The 15932-nt window shown below is 70.6% G+C and carries 16 protein-coding genes; 12 read left to right on the forward strand and 4 right to left on the reverse strand.

From position 1 onward, the window contains the following. Both OB08_RS12685 and OB08_RS12690 read left to right on the forward strand, forming a co-directional pair. The coding region (locus OB08_RS12685) for an AAA family ATPase (protein ID WP_461475263.1) at positions 1 to 1344 on the forward strand (1344 nt) is incomplete at its 5' end. 82 nt (positions 1345 to 1426) lie between these two features. Beyond that, a complete protein-coding gene (locus tag OB08_RS12690) occupies positions 1427 to 1930 on the forward strand; it encodes an amino-acid N-acetyltransferase (protein WP_461475265.1) in 504 nt (167 codons plus the stop codon). Between the two features lie 24 nt (positions 1931 to 1954). Here OB08_RS12690 and OB08_RS12695 read toward each other — a convergent pair whose 3' ends face one another. Continuing rightward, on the reverse strand, positions 1955 to 2317 hold the full coding sequence (locus tag OB08_RS12695) for a TFIIB-type zinc ribbon-containing protein (protein WP_461475267.1): 363 nt from the start codon (positions 2315 to 2317) through the stop codon (positions 1955 to 1957). Between the two features lie 114 nt (positions 2318 to 2431). Here OB08_RS12695 and OB08_RS12700 point away from each other — a divergent pair, with 114 nt between their 5' ends. Beyond that, a complete protein-coding gene (locus tag OB08_RS12700; RefSeq protein WP_461475269.1) occupies positions 2432 to 3133 on the forward strand; it encodes a hypothetical protein in 702 nt (233 codons plus the stop codon). A gap of 698 nt (positions 3134 to 3831) precedes the next feature. On the opposite strand, the gene OB08_RS12705 is transcribed toward OB08_RS12700, so the two are convergent. Next, positions 3832 to 5391, reverse strand: coding sequence for an amino acid permease (locus tag OB08_RS12705; RefSeq protein ID WP_461475270.1), 1560 nt, complete (start codon positions 5389 to 5391; stop codon positions 3832 to 3834). Positions 5392 to 5605: 214 nt separating this feature from the next. On the opposite strand from OB08_RS12705, the gene OB08_RS12710 reads away from it, so the two are divergent. The 7 genes from OB08_RS12710 (at position 5606) to OB08_RS12740 (ending at position 11746) form a co-directional block, all read left to right on the forward strand. Next, positions 5606 to 6961, forward strand: coding sequence for a glutamine synthetase family protein (locus tag OB08_RS12710; protein WP_461475272.1), 1356 nt, complete (start codon positions 5606 to 5608; stop codon positions 6959 to 6961). Further along, positions 6948 to 7706, forward strand: a complete 759-nt coding sequence (locus tag OB08_RS12715) for a gamma-glutamyl-gamma-aminobutyrate hydrolase family protein (RefSeq protein WP_461475274.1) — start codon at positions 6948 to 6950, stop codon at positions 7704 to 7706. The genes OB08_RS12710 and OB08_RS12715 overlap by 14 nt, the downstream gene beginning before the upstream one ends. Next, the gene (locus OB08_RS12720; protein WP_461475276.1) at positions 7703 to 9067 is read left to right on the forward strand and encodes an aldehyde dehydrogenase family protein; all 1365 of its coding nucleotides are present in this window, start codon (positions 7703 to 7705) and stop codon (positions 9065 to 9067) included. The genes OB08_RS12715 and OB08_RS12720 overlap by 4 nt, the downstream gene beginning before the upstream one ends. 34 nt (positions 9068 to 9101) lie before the next feature. Beyond that, entirely contained in the window at positions 9102 to 9881 is a 780-nt protein-coding gene (locus OB08_RS12725; protein ID WP_461475278.1) for a 3-oxoacyl-ACP reductase, read from the forward strand. A gap of 145 nt (positions 9882 to 10026) precedes the next feature. Then, positions 10027 to 10743, forward strand: a complete 717-nt coding sequence (locus OB08_RS12730) for a FadR/GntR family transcriptional regulator (RefSeq protein ID WP_461475280.1) — start codon at positions 10027 to 10029, stop codon at positions 10741 to 10743. Positions 10744 to 10765: 22 nt separating this feature from the next. Then, a complete protein-coding gene (locus tag OB08_RS12735) occupies positions 10766 to 11170 on the forward strand; it encodes a dehydrogenase (protein ID WP_461475282.1) in 405 nt (134 codons plus the stop codon). Between the two features lie 171 nt (positions 11171 to 11341). Beyond that, positions 11342 to 11746 (forward strand): hypothetical protein, encoded by a 405-nt coding sequence (locus OB08_RS12740; RefSeq protein WP_461475284.1) that lies wholly within the window; start codon positions 11342 to 11344, stop codon positions 11744 to 11746. 90 nt (positions 11747 to 11836) lie between these two features. Here the strand turns inward: OB08_RS12740 and radA are convergent, their stop codons facing one another. After that, complete coding sequence (gene radA / locus OB08_RS12745) at positions 11837 to 13207, reverse strand: DNA repair protein RadA (protein WP_461475286.1); 1371 nt, start codon at positions 13205 to 13207, stop codon at positions 11837 to 11839. Positions 13208 to 13265: 58 nt separating this feature from the next. Between radA and OB08_RS12750 the strand changes: the two genes are divergently transcribed. Then, entirely contained in the window at positions 13266 to 13736 is a 471-nt protein-coding gene (locus tag OB08_RS12750; protein WP_461475288.1) for an SRPBCC domain-containing protein, read from the forward strand. Between the two features lie 71 nt (positions 13737 to 13807). Here the strand turns inward: OB08_RS12750 and OB08_RS12755 are convergent, their stop codons facing one another. Next, positions 13808 to 14761, reverse strand: coding sequence for an L-lactate dehydrogenase (locus OB08_RS12755; protein WP_461475290.1), 954 nt, complete (start codon positions 14759 to 14761; stop codon positions 13808 to 13810). 148 nt (positions 14762 to 14909) lie between these two features. On the opposite strand from OB08_RS12755, the gene OB08_RS12760 reads away from it, so the two are divergent. Further along, entirely contained in the window at positions 14910 to 15746 is an 837-nt protein-coding gene (locus OB08_RS12760) for a class II glutamine amidotransferase (protein ID WP_461475292.1), read from the forward strand. Positions 15747 to 15932: the final 186 nt, after the last annotated feature.

Consider the following 15932-nt stretch of genomic DNA (forward strand, 5'->3'; position numbering starts at 1 on the left):
CTGCCCGACAAGGCGATCGACCTGATCGACGAGGCCGGCGCGCGCTTGCGTCTGTCGATCCTGTCCAGCCCGCCCGAACTGCGCGAGTTCGACGAGAAGATCGCCAAGGTCCGCGAGCAGAAGGAAGTCGCCTCCGAGGAGCAGGACTTCGAGAAGGCCGCGTCGCTGCGCGACGAGGAGAAGTCGCTCCTCGCGGAGCGCCTCCGCCTCGAGAAGCAGTGGCGCTCGGGTGACGTCGCCTCGCACGCGGTCGTCGACGAAGGGCTGATCGCCGAAGTGCTCGCTCAGGCCACCGGCATCCCGGTCTTCAAGCTCACCGAAGAGGAGAGCTCGCGACTGGTCTTCATGGAGAAGGCGCTGCACCAGCGCGTCATCGGCCAGGAAGAGGCGATCGCCGCGCTGTCCAAGACGATCCGCCGCCAGCGCGCCGGCCTCAAGGACCCGAAGCGTCCGTCGGGCTCGTTCATCTTCGCCGGCCCCACGGGCGTCGGAAAGACCGAGCTCGCCAAGGCACTCGCCGAGTTCCTGTTCGACGACGAGGCCGCGCTGATCTCGCTCGACATGTCGGAGTTCGGTGAGAAGCACACCGTTTCGCGTCTGTTCGGTGCTCCTCCCGGCTTCGTCGGCTTCGAAGAGGGCGGCCAGCTCACCGAGAAGGTGCGCCGCAAGCCGTTCTCGGTCGTGCTCTTCGACGAGATCGAGAAGGCCCACCCCGACATCTTCAACTCGCTCCTGCAGATCCTCGAGGAGGGTCGCCTGACCGACGGTCAGGGCCGCGTGGTCGACTTCAAGAACACCGTGATCATCATGACGACGAACCTCGGCTCGTCGGCGATCGCCGGTGGTCCGGTCGGGTTCCAGGTCGAGGGCAACGCCGCGACCTCGTACGAGCGGATGAAGGGCAAGGTCGACGAAGAGCTCAAGCGCAACTTCAAGCCCGAGTTCCTCAACCGTCTCGACGACGTCATCGTGTTCCCGCAGCTCTCGAAGGACGAGCTGGTGCAGATCGTCGACCTGTTCACGAAGCGCCTGGGCGAGCGCCTGCTCGACCGCGACATGACGATCGAGCTGTCGCAGGCCGCCAAGGAGCGTCTCATCGACATCGGGTTCGACCCGGCGCTCGGAGCGCGCCCGCTGCGTCGTGCGATGCAGCGGGAGGTCGAGGACCGCCTGTCCGAGAAGATCCTCCACGGCGAGCTCGACGCCGGCGACCACGTGAAGGTCGACGCCGTCAACGGGGAGTTCATCTTCGAGAGCGGACCCCGCGGCGAGAAGGTGGCGGTCGGCGTCGTGCACAACGGTGAGATCACCGCGACGCCCGACCTGGCGATCACGTCGGACTGACCTGACCCCATCGAACGAGGAGCGGATGCTGCGGCATCCGCTCCTCGTCGTTTCGGCGTCGGGCGGCAACTACCCTGGACGGATGACCGAGATCACGGTGCGGCCCGCGCGCACGCGCGACGTGCGCGGCATCCAGGACATGCTCGAGCCGTTCGTGCAGCGCCGGATCCTGCTGGGCAAGGACCTCGTCGTCCTGTACGAGGCGACCCAGCAGTTCGTCGTCGCCGAAGACCCCGACGGCAATCTCATCGGCTGCGGCGCCCTCCACGTCATGTGGGAGGACCTCGGCGAGATCCGCACGCTGATCGTCGTAGACGAGTGGCTGCATCACGGAGTCGGTCGCGCGATCGTCGAGGCGCTCGAGACGCAGGCCCGCACGCTCGGCCTCTCGCGGCTCTTCTGCCTGACCTTCGAGGTCGACTTCTTCACGCGCCGCGGCTTCACCGAGATCGGAGAGCAGGTCGTCGATCCCGACGTCTACTCGCAGCTCATCCGCTCGCCTGACGAGGGCGTCGCCGAGTTCCTCGACCTCGCGCACGTGAAGCCGAACACCCTGGGCAACACGAGGATGCTGAAGAACCTCTGAGCGGGTGCCTCTGCCCGCGAGCGGTCAGTCGAAGAGGTCGCTGAGCCAGTGCTCCTTCTTCTTGCGGCGGTTGTAGCCCTGGTCGTAGCCCTGCTGGCCGTAGCGCGGGTCGTACTGCTGCTGGCCGTAGGGATCCTGGGCCGGCGGGGCGTAGCCCTGTCCGCCCTGCGGGTAGCCCGTGCCGTAACCCGGGGCGGCCGGCGCGGCGGGTGCGGCCGGCGCGGCGGGAGCGGCCGAAGCGCCGCCCGCCTCGCGCGCCGCCCGCTCGAGGATCTTGTCGAGCTCGCCGCGGTCGAGCCATACCCCGCGACACGTCGGGCAGTAGTCGATCTCCACGCCTGAGCGCTCGCTCATCACGAGAACGGAACCGTCGGTGGGGCACTTCATGGGATCCTCCTGGGGTCGCCACGAGCCTACCGAGCCGGTCCCATGCGCGGGCTGTGAGCGCGCCGGCGGGCGCGCCGACCCGGGGGACCGGATGCCGCCGCCTACCCTTGTCTCATGACCTCGACCAGCCCGCGCAGGCGACACTCCCCCGCGGTGTACCGTCGCCGCCGGATGGTCGTGCTCAGCGCGATGCTGCTCGTCGTCCTCGGTGTGGTGTGGCTGCTGGTCGCCCAGCCGTGGAGCGGATCGGCCTCGGAGGGCACGCCGGCGGAGGCATCCGATTCGCAAGGCGGCGCGGACTCGCTGCCGGTCCCCTCGACGGAAGCGACGCGCGGTGCGACACCCGCCGACGAGACGATCGGCTCGGCGGCGTCGCCGAGCCCGTCGCCGTCCGGCTCTCCCGCCGCCCAGGCGTGCACCGAAGGCGACGTGACGGTCGAGGCCGTCACGAGCGCCGACTCGTACTCGGGCGACCAGAAGCCGGCCTTCTCGATCAGCCTCACGAACAACGGCTCGACGGACTGCACCCTCAACGTCGGCACCAGCGGACAGTCGTTCACCGTTACAAGCGGCAGCGATGTGTGGTGGCGCTCGACCGACTGCCAGAGCCAGCCCAGCGAGATGATCGTGCTGCTCACCGCCGGCCAGACGGTCTCGAGCGCCTCGCCCCTCACGTGGGACCGCACGCGCTCGGCGGTCGGCACCTGCGACGACGACACGCGGCCCCGGGCTCCCGGCGGCGGCGCCTCGTACCACCTCGCGGTCGAGATCGGCGGCATCGCCTCGACCGAGACGGCGCAGTTCCTGCTGTACTGACCTCGCGGCCGTCGGGCAGTCGGCCCGAGCCCGGAGCCGGATCCGGCCAGCAGCCACCGAGGCCCACGGCGGGGCCGGGTACGCCGTCGTTCTCGGCCTCGACTGCGCGGCGGTCCGAGGCATCCGTTCACGGGCCTTCATGAGGGCATGAAAAGGCCCCCGGGGTTGGGGACTCCCGGGGGCCTGCCATCGTCGGTCAATTCGGGCACACCCCATGGCGCGCGATGTCCGACAATGATGAGAGAGTGCTGGGGACACTGCTCTCGGAGGTGCTGGGGACACCTCGTGAACTAGGGTACGACGATTGGTTGGACCTTGTCTGTCCCCACTTTGGAGGACAAGGGCTCAGGTTTTGCGCTATATTGCCCGCTGCATGTCCGCCGAACGGGGGACACCACCCTCAGGATTAGAGGCGTAGCCTAGTAACAGCTCCCGTGACCCGGCTCGACGCTGTCCCCCAGCAGCAGTCTCGAACCCCATCGAGCAGGCGAGCCACCCGGCGAGCAGTGTGCCCTCTCGCGTCGTCCCTGGGAGGACGGCACGAGGGGGTCGCTCGCGTCCGGCGGGCGATCGGTCCGAGGGCGGCGTCCGAGACCCGGTGGCGATCAGCACCGAGCCCCGGTCGCGCAGCAAGGCCCGTGCGCAAAGGGAAGGGGCGGAGCGTCCCCCCGGACCACTCCGCCCCCGTGTCCCCCTTGCTAGGGCTTCTTCTCCCCGCCGAACACCTCGGACTCCATCGCGTCGTATCCCTCGGCCTGCGGGTCGCCATGCGCGCCGCCGGACAGCGCGTACTCCTCCTCCGGCGAGAGCACCAGGCGCGTGCGGCCCCACAGAGCGAACAGCGCGATGCCGACGACGAAGACCACGAGGAACGTGATGACGGCCGTGGCGAACACGCTGTTCAGCAGGATGCCGAGGAATGCCCCGAACGCGATCACGCCCGCGACGACCGCACCCCAGATGCCGGTCGGCGACTTCCACGGGCGGTTCGCGTTCGGGAACTTCTTGCGCAGCACGACGAAGGCGATCATCTGCATCATGTAGGAGATGACGGCTCCGAAGACGGCGATGAAGAGGATGACCCCGCTGGCCGAACCCGCTGCATCCGGGTTCACCGCCGGGATCACGAGCAGCACGAGTACCAGGATGAGGTAGCCGATGATCCCCCCGACGAGGAGCGCCACCCACGGCGTCTGGTGCCGCCGCCCCGTGAGCGAGAGGAACTTCGGGTAGTAGCCGGCCCGCGACAGCGAGTACATGTTGCGCCCGTAGGCGAACATGATGCCCTGCAGCGAGGCGAGCAGGCCGACGAGCGCGAAGAGCGCAAGCACCGCCGCGAGCTCTTCGGGCAGGAAGACGCGGAACCCGGCGAGCAGCGGCTCGTCCCCGTCGCCCGGCGAGACGGTGATCGCCTCGGTGCCGGTGACGGCCGGGTTGAGGAACAGCACGATGAGGCCCGAGATCGTGAGGGTGACGACGCCCCAGACGCTGGCCTTCGGGATGTCCTTCGCAGGCGTGTGGGATTCCTCCGCGGCGAGCGGGAGCTCCTCGATCCCGAGGAAGAACCAGATGGCGAACGGCAGCGCGAAGAGGATGCCGATGCCGCCGAACGGCAGGAATTCGGTGTTGCCACCGGTGGGGGTGATGTCGAACAGCCGCGAGAAATCGACGGATCCGGTGGCGAACGCCGCGATGGCGAAGAACGCGATCACGCCGAGGGAGATGATCGCGACGACCAGCGCGAACCGGAACCCGATGGAGGCGCCGAGCGAGTTCAGGCCGATGAACAGCACGTAGAAGATGCCCCACCACACCGGCGCGGGCAGCGAGACGCCCGTGAGCGCGGAGAGCGCCGAATCGGCATAGACCCCCGAGAACCAGACGATCACGGCCGTCGTCACGACGTACTCGATCGTCTCGGCGAAGCCTGTCAGGAACCCGCCCCAGGGCCCCATCGCCGCGCGCGAGAAGGAGTAGGCGCCGCCCGTGTGCGGCATGGCCGCCGACATCTCGCCGATCGAGAAGATCATCGTGAAGAACATCACGGTGATCAGTAGCGTGCCGATGAGCATCGCCCCCCACCCGGTCGTGCCGAGCCCGACGTTCCAGCCCGAGAAGTCGCCCGAGACGACCGCGGCGACGCCGAGTCCCCACAGGCCCCAGACGCCGGCGCTGCGGCGCAGCCTGCGCTTCTCGAAGTACCCGGCCTCCGCCCTGGTGTAGGTGACGCCGGATACAGAGCTCTGGGTGCCGGACATGCGACCTCCGCGCGTTCGGTTCGGCGGCGCGGCCCGAGTGCCTGCGCCGGGGAGAGGGCGATTCCAGGGTCGGGAACCGCCGTTGCGCATGATTGTGACGCCTATTGGCTGGTTGTGTCTACCTTTGGATGCAGATTGGTCGTTACAGTTGACGGGCGCGGATACGGGGGCATCCCGATCCAAAGGTCGGAGTCGGAACCGGAAGGACGGATGAATGCCGGGCAACCTGAGCGTCGAGGACCTGAACACCGCGATCGCGGCGGGCGAGATCGACACCGTGATCGTCGCGTTCGCCGATGCCCAGGGGCGGCTCGTGGGCAAGCGCGTGTCGGCGCGCCTGTTCCAGGAGGAGGTCTTCCCGCACGGCGCCGAGGCCTGCAACTACCTGCTCTCGGTCGACGTCGACATGAACACCGTCGACGGCTACGCGATGTCGAGCTGGGAGAAGGGCTACGGCGACATGATGCTGCTCAGCGACCCGGCGACGCTCCGGCGCGTGCCGTGGGTACCGGGCAGCGCGCTCATCATGGCTGACCTCGGGTGGGAGAACGGCGATCCGGTCGTGCAGTCGCCGCGCGACATCCTCAAGCGCCAGCGCACCCGCCTCGCCGACCGCGGACTGGTCGCCTACTCCGGCACCGAGCTCGAGTTCATCGTCTTCGACGATTCGTATCGGGATGCCTGGGCCAAGGGCTACCGCGACCTCAAGCCCTCGACCGACTACAACGTCGACTACGACCTGCTCGCCTCCGGGAGGCTCGAGCCCCTGCTGCGCGACATCCGGCTGAGCATGGACGGCGCCGGGCTCTACACCGAAGGCGTGAAGGGCGAATGCAACCTCGGGCAGCAGGAGATCGCGTTCCGCTACGCCGAGGCGCTCGAGACGGCCGACCAGCACACGATCTACAAGAACGGCGCCAAGTCGATCGCCGACGCGCACGGCAAGGCCATCACGTTCATGGCCAAGTTCAACGAGCGCGAGGGCAACAGCTGCCACATCCACCTTTCGCTGCGCTCCGACGCGGGCGAGCCCGTCATGGCGGGCGACGGCGAGCACGGCTTCAGCCCGCTCATGGAGCACTGGATCGCCGGCATCCTCGCGACGCTGCGCGAGTTCACCCTGCTGTACGCGCCGACGATCAACTCCTACAAGCGCTACGCCCAGGGCTCGTTCGCTCCGACGGGCGTGGCGTGGGGCGTCGACAACCGCACGTGCGCGCTGCGCGTCGTCGGTCACGGCTCGTCGCTGCGCGTCGAGAACCGCGTGCCGGGCGGCGACGTGAACCCGTACCTGGCGATCTCGGCGATCATCGCGGGTGGGCTGCATGGCGTCGAGCACGAGCTGCCGCTCCCCGACGCGCTCACCGGCAACGCCTACGCGGCCGGCGTCGACCACCTCCCGACCACGCTGCGCGAGGCCGCGCAGCTCTTCGACGAGTCCGCCATCGCACGCGCCGCCTTCGGCGACGAGATGGTCGACCACTATCTGAACCAGGCGCGCATCGAGGTCGAGGCCTACGACGCCGCCGTGACCGATTGGGAAAGGGTGCGTGGATTTGAGCGCCTCTGAGACGCGGCGGCCGGTCATCGGCCTCACCACCTACCTGGAGCAGGCGAAGCAGGGGGTGTGGGACGTGCGTGCCGCGTTCCTGCCGCAGCAGTACTTCGACGCGGTCACCGCGTCGGGCGGCATCGCGGTGCTCCTTCCCCCGCAGCCGGGACCGGATGCCGCGGCCCCGGCGGTGCTCGACGGCCTCGACGGCCTCATCCTGACCGGGGGACTCGACGTGGAACCCGCCCTGTACGGAGCGGAGCGGCATCCGCTCACCGACGCCGCGCGGCCCGATCGCGACGCGTGGGAGCTCGCCCTGTTCCGCGGCGCGGAAGAGCGGCGGATGCCGGTGCTCGCGATCTGCCGCGGGCTGCAGCTCGTCAACGTCGCTCGCGGCGGCACGCTGCACCAGCACCTCCCCGACGCGCTCGGCACCGAGCGGTATCGCATCGGCGGCGGGGTGTTCGCGACGAACGAGGTGACCGTGGACGCTGACTCGCGCCTGGCGGGCCTCGTCGGCGAGGGTGCCCTCGACGTGCACAGCTACCACCATCAGGGCGTCGATCGGCTCGGCGAGGGCCTCGTCGTCAGCGCGCGCACCGACGACGGGCTCGTGCAGGCCTTCGAGTCCGAGGGTGACCAGTACGTCGTCGGGGTGCAGTGGCACCCTGAGGAGAATCTCGAGGATCGCCGGCTCTTCGCCGGACTCGTGGCCGAGGCATCCGTCTTCTCGGGATCCCGCCGCGCGGGGGTGCACGCGTGAACAGCGCCTTCACCCTCATCAACCCGACGACGGCGCAGCCGATCCGCGACGTGGCGCGTGCTTCCGTCGACGAGGTGGATGCCGTCATAGACCGAGCCGTCGTGGCGCAGAGGTCCTGGGCCGGGCTCGCCCCCGTCGCCCGGGCCGATGCGCTGCGGCGGTTCGCCCGCGTGGTCGAGGACCACGTCGAGGAGCTCGCGCAGCTCGAGGTGCTCAATTCGGGGCATCCGATCGAGTCGGCCCGGTGGGAGGCGTCGCACGTCGCGCAGGTGCTCAACTTCTCCGCCGGCGCGCCCGAGCGGCTGAGCGGGCAGCAGATCCCGGTCGCCGGCGGACTCGACGTGACCTTCCACGAGCCGTTCGGCGTGGTCGGGATCATCGTGCCCTGGAACTTCCCGATGACGATCGCCTCGTGGGGCTTCGCGCCGGCACTCGCCGCGGGAAACGCCGTGGTGATGAAGCCCGCGGAGCTCACGCCGCTGACGGCGGTGCGCCTGGGCGAGCTCGCGCTCGAAGCCGGGCTGCCCGAGGGGCTGTTCGCCGTCGTCACCGGGTCGGGCTCGGTCGTCGGCCAGCGGTTCGTGTCGCACCCCGACGTGCGCAAGGTCGTGTTCACCGGCTCGACCGAGGTGGGCACCGAGGTGGCGGCCGGCTGCGCCCGTGCGCTCAAGCCCGTCACCCTCGAGCTCGGCGGCAAGAGCGCCAACATCGTCTTCGACGACGCCGATCTCGAGCTCGCCGCCGCCTCGGCGCCTGGCGCGGTGTTCGACAACGCCGGTCAGGACTGCTGCGCCCGCAGCCGCCTCCTCGTGCAGCGGTCGGTGTACGACCGGTTCCTCGAGCTGCTCGAACCGGCGGTGCGCGACTGGAGGGTGGGCGACCCGTCGCTCGCGTCGACGCAGATGGGCCCGCTCATCTCGGCCGGTCACCGTGACACGGTGTCGTCGTTCCTCGACGGCGCCGATGTCGCCTTCCGCGGCTCGGCGCCCGAGGGCGACGGCTTCTGGTTCGCGCCGACGGTCGTGCTCGCCGGACGCCAGGACCGCCTGGCGCAGGAAGAGGTCTTCGGGCCGGTCGTCGCCGTCCTGCCCTTCGACGACGAGGCCGACGGCATCCGGCTCGCCAACGACACCATCTACGGCCTTGCCGGATCGATCTGGACCGAGAACCTCGGCCGTGCCGTACGCGTCTCGCGCGCGGTCAAGAGCGGCGTGCTGTCGGTCAACTCCCACTCGTCGGTGCGGTACTGGACGCCGTTCGGCGGCATGAAGGCCTCCGGCCTCGGCCGGGAGCTCGGACCCGACGCCGCCGAGCATTTCACCGAGACGAAGAACGTCTTCTTCGCGACGGATGCCTCGTGACCGGCATCCGCTCATCGACCCACCCGGAGGAACCATGACAATCGACCTCACCCAGCGTCTCAAGGACCGGGTCGCGATCATCACCGGAGGGGCGTCGGGGATCGGCCTCGCCACCGCGCGCCGCTTCGCCGCCGAGGGCGCCATGGTCGTGATCGCCGATCTCGACCCGCGCACCGGCGAGGCGGCCGCCGCCGAGGTGAGCGGCGTGTTCCGGCAGGTGGACGTCGCCGACGAGGCTCAGGTCAACGAGGTCTTCGACGGCGTCGCCGCCGAGTTCGGACGCCTCGACATCGCCTTCAACAACGCCGGCATCTCACCCGCCGACGACGACTCGATCGAGACGACCGAGCTGCCCGCGTGGGACCGCGTGCAGGACGTCAACCTCAAGAGCGTGTACCTCTGCTCGCGCGCGGCGCTGCGGCACATGGTCCCGGCGGGCAAGGGCTCCATCATCAACACGGCCTCGTTCGTGGCGCTGCTCGGGTCGGCGACGTCGCAGATCTCGTACACGGCGTCGAAGGGCGGCGTGCTCGCGATGACCCGCGAGCTCGGCGTGCAGTTCGCGCGGCAGGGCGTGCGCGTGAACGCCCTCTGCCCCGGACCGGTCAACACCCCGCTGCTGCAGGAGCTCTTCGCGAAGGACCCCGAGCGCGCGCAGCGCCGGCTGGTGCATGTGCCGATGGGCCGGTTCGCCGAGCCCGAGGAGCTCGCCGCCTCGGTCGCCTTCCTCGCCTCGGACGACGCGTCGTTCATCACAGCGACGGCCTTCGTGGTCGACGGCGGCATCACCAACGCCTACGTCACCCCGCTGTGATGACGTCGTCGCCGCGCGTGCCGCAACTCCGCCTCTTCGCCGGGCTCGGGGGCGGGCTCGCGGCGTGGCGCGCGGTGTACCGCGGCGACAGGCGGAGTTACGGCCCGGCAGTCCTGCAATCGGTACGGTGGCCGGGGGTGACGTCGTGACCGAGACGCCGCTGCGCGAAGTGCGCAAGGCCGTGTACCGGCCGGTGCGCGAGGGTAACGCGCTCGAGGACACCGTTGCGCGCTTGGTGCAGACCATCCGGCTCGGCGTGGTCGCCCCGGGGGAGTCCCTGCCGGCCGAGCGCGAGCTCGCGACGCTGTACGCGGTGAGTCGCGACACGGTGCGCGAGGCGATCCGCGAGCTCGCCGATGCCGGGTACCTCGTCCGCCGGCGCGGCCGGTACGGCGGCACCTTCGTCGCCGACCCGCTGCCGCAGCCGCCGCACCCCGGCGACGTCGACCCCGCCGAGCTCGAGGACGTCCTCGGCCTGCGGCGCGTGATCGAAGCCGGCGCCGCCCGGGCCGCGGCATCCCGCGCCCTCGATGCCGACAAGCGCGATGAGCTGTGGGCGCGCTATGAGGCCGTCGCCGCGGCATCCGAATCCGATTACCGACGCCTCGACACCCTGCTGCATCTCGCCATCGCGGAGGTCGCAGGCATCCCGTCGCTCGTCGCGCTCGCCGCCGAGAACCGCGCGCGCGTGAACGCGTGGCTCGACACGTTCCCGCTGCTGCCCCGCAACATCGAGCACTCGAACGCCCAGCACGAGCACATCGTCACCGCGATCCTGGCCGGGCGAGCGGATGCCGCGGAGGCGGCGGTCCTCGATCACCTGGCCGGCACGGAGGCGCTGCTCCGCGGCTTCCTCGGCTGAGCCCGGCGTCTACGCTGGAGGGATGGCCGGCAAGAAGCGCGCGAAGAAGGAGCCGCTGGAGTTCCGCAACACCCAGCTGAGCGACGCCCTCCAGACGCAGGACATGGCCGCCGTCGCCTTCGCGCTGCGACACGGGCCGACCGTCGTGCCGCTCATGCGCCCGGGTCAGCGCGACAACCCGCTCGATGTCGGCGAGGTGTGGACCTATCGTGATCCCCGCACCGGCGACGTCGCGCTGCTGCTGTTCAGCGACGCGGCGAACAAGCCCGAGACCCTTCCGCCCGGCGTCGCGCTGCAGTCGCCGGCGTGGCTGCGGGCCTTCCTCGGCACCCACGAGGACCAGATCACGGCGGTCTTCTTCGACATCGCCGGTCCGCACCCGCTGCAGGCGTCTCCCGCCGATCTCATCGCCGCGCTCGACGCCTGACCCGGGCGGGGGCCGGGGCGACGGCCGACCCAGCCCTGCCGGGGCACGAGCGCCTCCCGTTCTCGGAGGATCGCTCTGTTCTCGGAGGAATGCGGCCGGATGCTCCGAGAATCGGCCGATTCTCCGAGAAAGTCTCTGGGGCGAAGGCGCGGGCGGCGCTACTCTCGGGCCATGCGCCGGGTTCTTCGTTGCGCCGCCCTCGCAGTGGTCGGCGTGGTCGGCTCGGCCGCGCTCAGCGCATGCGCGCCGGCGGGTGCGTCGATCCCTGCGTCCGGGCCGCTCGCCGTGCACCCGCGTCCGGAGATGGGGATGGATGCCCTCCTCGAGGGCACACTGCGCACCGACGAGGGCTGCCTGCGCATCGAACACGACGGCGGCATGGCGGTGCCGTCCTTCCCCGCAGGCGACGCGACGTGGTCAGGGGGAACCCTCACATGGCGCGGCGACGACTACGCCGACGGCGACGTGATCGCGCTCGGCGGCGGCTTCTCGGGCACAGCCTCGTACCCGTCGGACGCCGGCTACATGCCGGAGGAGTGCGTGGGGATCGAGGTCTTCATCGTCTCGCCGTACTGAGCGAACGACGCAGTCTCGGCCGTCGCGTCGCGCGACTCGACCTCGGGAGCGAGCCGCGAGGCCCGAACGGGCCGGCACCGACCCCCGGCTTCAGAACTCCGGGACGTCGTCGCCGCGCCCAGGGCGCACCCGCGCCCGCACGTCGCCGAGCGCTCCGCGCAGCGTGCCGGAGCGGTTGTCGATGAGGTCGGCGTAGCCGAGACGCGCGGCCTCGCTCCGGCGCTGCGCCGACTGGGTCACCGGTCGCACCTCGCCCGCGAGGCTGAGCTCGCCCACGGCGGCGAGCGTCTTCGGCGTGGATTCGTTCCGCAGCGCGCCAGCGACGGCGATCGCGATCGCCAGGTCGGCGGCGGGCTCGGTGAAGCGAACTCCTCCGACCGTCGAGACGTAGACGTCCTGGTCGCTCGTCGTGACACCGGCCTTCTTCTCGAGCACTGCGAGCACCATCGCGACGCGCGCCGCGTCGACGCCGTTCACGATGCGGCGCGGATTGGGCGACGACGCCTTGATCGTCAGCGCCTGCACCTCGACGGGCAGCGCCCGCTTGCCCTCGAGTGCGATGGCCACGCACGTGCCGGGCTCGGGAGTGCCGTGGCCCAGGAACAGAGCGCTGGGGTCGGGCACCTCGGCGATGCCGGCGCCTGTCATGTCGAAGCATCCGACCTCGTCGGTCGGACCGAAGCGGTTCTTGAGCGCCCTCACGAACCTCAGCGACGTCTGCCGGTCGCCCTCGAAGTGGCACACGACGTCGACGAGGTGCTCGAGGATGCGCGGACCCGCGATCGACCCGTCTTTGGTCACATGCCCCACGATGATCACGGGAAGCCCGCGCTCTTTCGCGACGCGGATCAGCGTCGAGGCGACCTCGCGCACCTGCGACGGGTGCCCCGCCATGCCCTCGGACAGCGACGACGCCACCGTCTGCACCGAGTCGACGATCAGCAGGTCGGGCCGCACCTCGTCGACGTGCCCGAGGATCGTGGCGAGGTCGGTCTCACTCGCGAGGTAGAGCTCGTCGTGCAGCGCGCCTGTGCGCTCAGCGCGCAGCCGCACCTGGGCGGTGGACTCTTCGGCCGATGCGTACAGCACGCGCCGGCCGGCGTGCGCGGAGCGGGCGGCGACCTCGAGCAGCAGCGTGGACTTGCCCACGCCCGGCTCACCCGACAGGAGGATCGCCGCTCCCGGCACCACTCCTCCGCCGAGCACCCGGTCGAACTCGCCCACGCCGCTCGTGCGGCGGGGGGCGTCAGTGGTGTCGATGGTCGTGATCGGCCGCGCCGCGCGAGCGGCCCCGGGGGCGACCGGCGTCACCGATCGCAGGAGGCCGGTGGGCTCGGATGCCTCGACCACGGTGCCCCACTGCTGGCATTCGCCGCAGCGCCCGACCCACTTGATGGTCGTCCACCCGCACTCGGTGCAGCGGTACGGCGCGGTCTGCGTGGGTCGTCGGGTGGCGGCCATGGCCTCAGCGTACGTCGGGGCCGCGACATCGGGCCCAGGCGCGGCGTAGGGTGACCGCATGCGGGTGGATGCGGCATCCCGGTTCATCGCGGCGGAGCCCGACGACGTCTTCCGGGCGTTCGTCGACCCGGCGGCGATGCTCGCGTGGCTGCCGCCCGCCGGGATGTCCGGGCGCTTCGAGACCTTCGACGCGGCGCGAGGATACCGGATGGTCCTCACCTACGACGAGCCGCCGGAGGGCGGAGGCAAGGCGTCGGCGGACGCCGACGTCGCCGAGGTGCGTCGTACCGAGGTCGAGCCTCCCGAGCGGATCGTCGAGGAGGTCGACTTCCCGTCGGACGACCCCGCGTTCGCCGGCACGATGACCATGACGTGGACGTTCACCGAGGGCGACGGCGGCACCTATGTCGAGGTCGCGGCGACCGACGTGCCGGCGGGGATCGATGCCGACGACCACGCCGCCGGGCTGAGCTCGTCGCTCGAGAACCTCGCGCGGTGGGTGGAGGACGGCGGGAACGGCGTGCGCTGAATCCGTCGTGCGCGGCCGGCGCGCGGCATCCGCTCGATCATGAGCACGGCGCCCGCCGGACCGCCCGGCCCTCACCCCCGCAGCGAGTCGGCCACCGCACGCAGCGCCGCGGCCGACCGGTGGAACAGCTCGAGCTCGTCGGGGGCGAACTGCGTCTCGCGCACCGGCGCCGCGCCCGCCGAGCTCACAACCGACGGGACCGACAGCGCGACGCCGTCGACGCCGTGGAAGTCGCGCAGCACCGGCGAGACCGGCATCACCGCGCGCTCGTCGTTGAGGATCGCCTCGATGATGCGCGCGCTCGACAGGCCGATCGCGTAGTTCGTCGCGCCCTTGCCCTGGATCACCTTGTAGGCGGCGTCGCGTACGTCGATGGCGATCTGGTCGAGTTCGTCGACCGTCATGCGGTCGCCCGCAGGCGTCACCCATTCGAGGATGGGCACGGTGCCGATCGTGGCCCGCGACCACAGCGGGAACTCGGTGTCGCCGTGCTCGCCCACGATGTAGGCGTGCACGCTGCCGGTCGAGACGCCCGCGCGCTCGGCGAGCTTCCAGCGCAGGCGCGATGTGTCGAGCACCGTGCCGGAGGCGAAGATGCGCTCCGGTGGAAGGCCGGTCTCCTCCTGCGCGAGCACCGTGAGCACGTCGCACGGGTTGGTGACGATGACGTAGATGGCCTCGGGTGCCGCCTCGAGCAGCTGCGGCATCATCTTCTTCATGATCCCGGCGTTCACGCCTGCGAGCTCGATGCGCGTCTGGCCGGGGTTCTGCTTGGCGCCCGCCGTGATCACGACGACGTGCGACCCCTCCACGACCGAGATGTCGCTGCCGCCGATGATGTCGCTCGATCCCGTGAACTGCCCGCCGTGGGCGAGGTCGAGCACCTCGGCCTCCGCCTTCTCGGTCGCGATGTCGTAGAGCGCGACGTGCCGGGCCGACCCGCGGATGAGCGCCGCATACGCTGCGCTCGATCCGACGCTGCCGGCGCCCACGATGGTGACTTTCGAGTTCTCGATAACGGCCATGCCGCCAGTCTTGCAGTGAGCGGATGCCCCGGGCCAGGCGGCCGGCCGTGACAATCACCCTCCGCGGGGCAGGCGCCGCAAAGGGCGCCGGGGCTACTCTGGCGCCGATGCGTCCGAGCGGACGCCGCTCGACACCTCGGGAGGCAGCATGTGCCGCTGGCTGGCCTACACGGGTGAGGCGCTGGCGCCCTCCGCCCTCGTGCTCGACGCGCAGCATTCCGTCGTCGCCATGTCGCTGAATTCGCCGCTCGGCGCCGAGACCGTGAACGGCGACGGCTTCGGGCTGGGGTGGTACGGAGCGGATGCCGCGCTCGGCGCGCAGCCTGCGGTCTTCCGCTCCATCGAGCCGGCGTGGCACGACCAGAACCTCCGCGAGATCAGCCAGGCGGTGCGCTCGCCGCTCTTCTTCGCCCACGTGCGGGCGGCGGCGGGGCCGCCGATCCAGCAGACGAACTGCCACCCCTTCCGGCATGATCGCTGGCTGTTCATGCACAACGGCGGGATCGCGCAGTTCGCCTCGATCAAGCGGGAGCTGGTGCTGGCGATCGACCCGTCGTTGTACCCGGGCGTCCAGGGCACGACCGACTCGGAGGTGCTGTTCCACCTCGCGCTGACCTATGGGCTGGCCGAGGACCCGATCGCGGCGGTCGGCGCGGCCATCCGGCGCGTGGAAGAGGCGGGGCATGCGGCGGGGGTGCGATTCCCGATGCAGGGCACGATCGCTGTCGCCGACGGCGACACCGTATGGGCGTTCCGCTACTCGTCGCAGGGGCGGTCGCGGACGCTCTTCCATTCGGCCGACGTGCCGACACTGCGGGCGATGTACCCCGACGCCGAGCGTCTCGACGCGTTCGGCGATCACGCGCAGGTCGTGGTGTCGGAGCCGCTCAACGATCTGCCGGGGGTGTTCCTCGAGGTGCCGGAGTCGACGGTGGCCGTGCTCGATCGCGAGGGCTATCACCACCGAGAGTTCCTCGCCGGCTGACGCGGCCGAGACGCCGCCGACGCGTCGTCCCCCGCACCGGCGGACCTCTTGCGCGCGTGCCGCGCCCGGAGGAAGATGTGGCTCGCCGCAACGGGGGTTCTGCCGCACGCGTCTGATGGGAGTCGACGCGCCGGCATCGGGGTTGCGACCGTTCCACGGAAATGCCACACACGGGCGAGCCTTCGG

The sequence above is a fragment of the Microbacterium sp. HJ5 genome (genome assembly GCF_054824025.1).

Bases quoted from the DNA above. Each gene is read 5' to 3' on its own strand.
- OB08_RS12690 (WP_461475265.1), top strand. From the start codon at position 1,427: ATGACCGAGATCACGGTGCGGCCCGCGCGCACGCGCGACGTGCGCGGC.
- OB08_RS12695 (WP_461475267.1), bottom strand. From the start codon at position 2,317: ATGAAGTGCCCCACCGACGGTTCCGTTCTCGTGATGAGCGAGCGCTCA.
- OB08_RS12700 (WP_461475269.1), top strand. From the start codon at position 2,432: ATGACCTCGACCAGCCCGCGCAGGCGACACTCCCCCGCGGTGTACCGT.
- OB08_RS12705 (WP_461475270.1), bottom strand. From the start codon at position 5,391: ATGTCCGGCACCCAGAGCTCTGTATCCGGCGTCACCTACACCAGGGCG.
- OB08_RS12710 (WP_461475272.1), top strand. From the start codon at position 5,606: ATGCCGGGCAACCTGAGCGTCGAGGACCTGAACACCGCGATCGCGGCG.
- OB08_RS12725 (WP_461475278.1), top strand. From the start codon at position 9,102: ATGACAATCGACCTCACCCAGCGTCTCAAGGACCGGGTCGCGATCATC.
- OB08_RS12735 (WP_461475282.1), top strand. From the start codon at position 10,766: ATGGCCGGCAAGAAGCGCGCGAAGAAGGAGCCGCTGGAGTTCCGCAAC.
- OB08_RS12740 (WP_461475284.1), top strand. From the start codon at position 11,342: ATGCGCCGGGTTCTTCGTTGCGCCGCCCTCGCAGTGGTCGGCGTGGTC.
- radA (WP_461475286.1), bottom strand. From the start codon at position 13,207: ATGGCCGCCACCCGACGACCCACGCAGACCGCGCCGTACCGCTGCACC.
- OB08_RS12750 (WP_461475288.1), top strand. From the start codon at position 13,266: ATGCGGGTGGATGCGGCATCCCGGTTCATCGCGGCGGAGCCCGACGAC.
- OB08_RS12755 (WP_461475290.1), bottom strand. From the start codon at position 14,761: ATGGCCGTTATCGAGAACTCGAAAGTCACCATCGTGGGCGCCGGCAGC.
- OB08_RS12760 (WP_461475292.1), top strand. From the start codon at position 14,910: ATGTGCCGCTGGCTGGCCTACACGGGTGAGGCGCTGGCGCCCTCCGCC.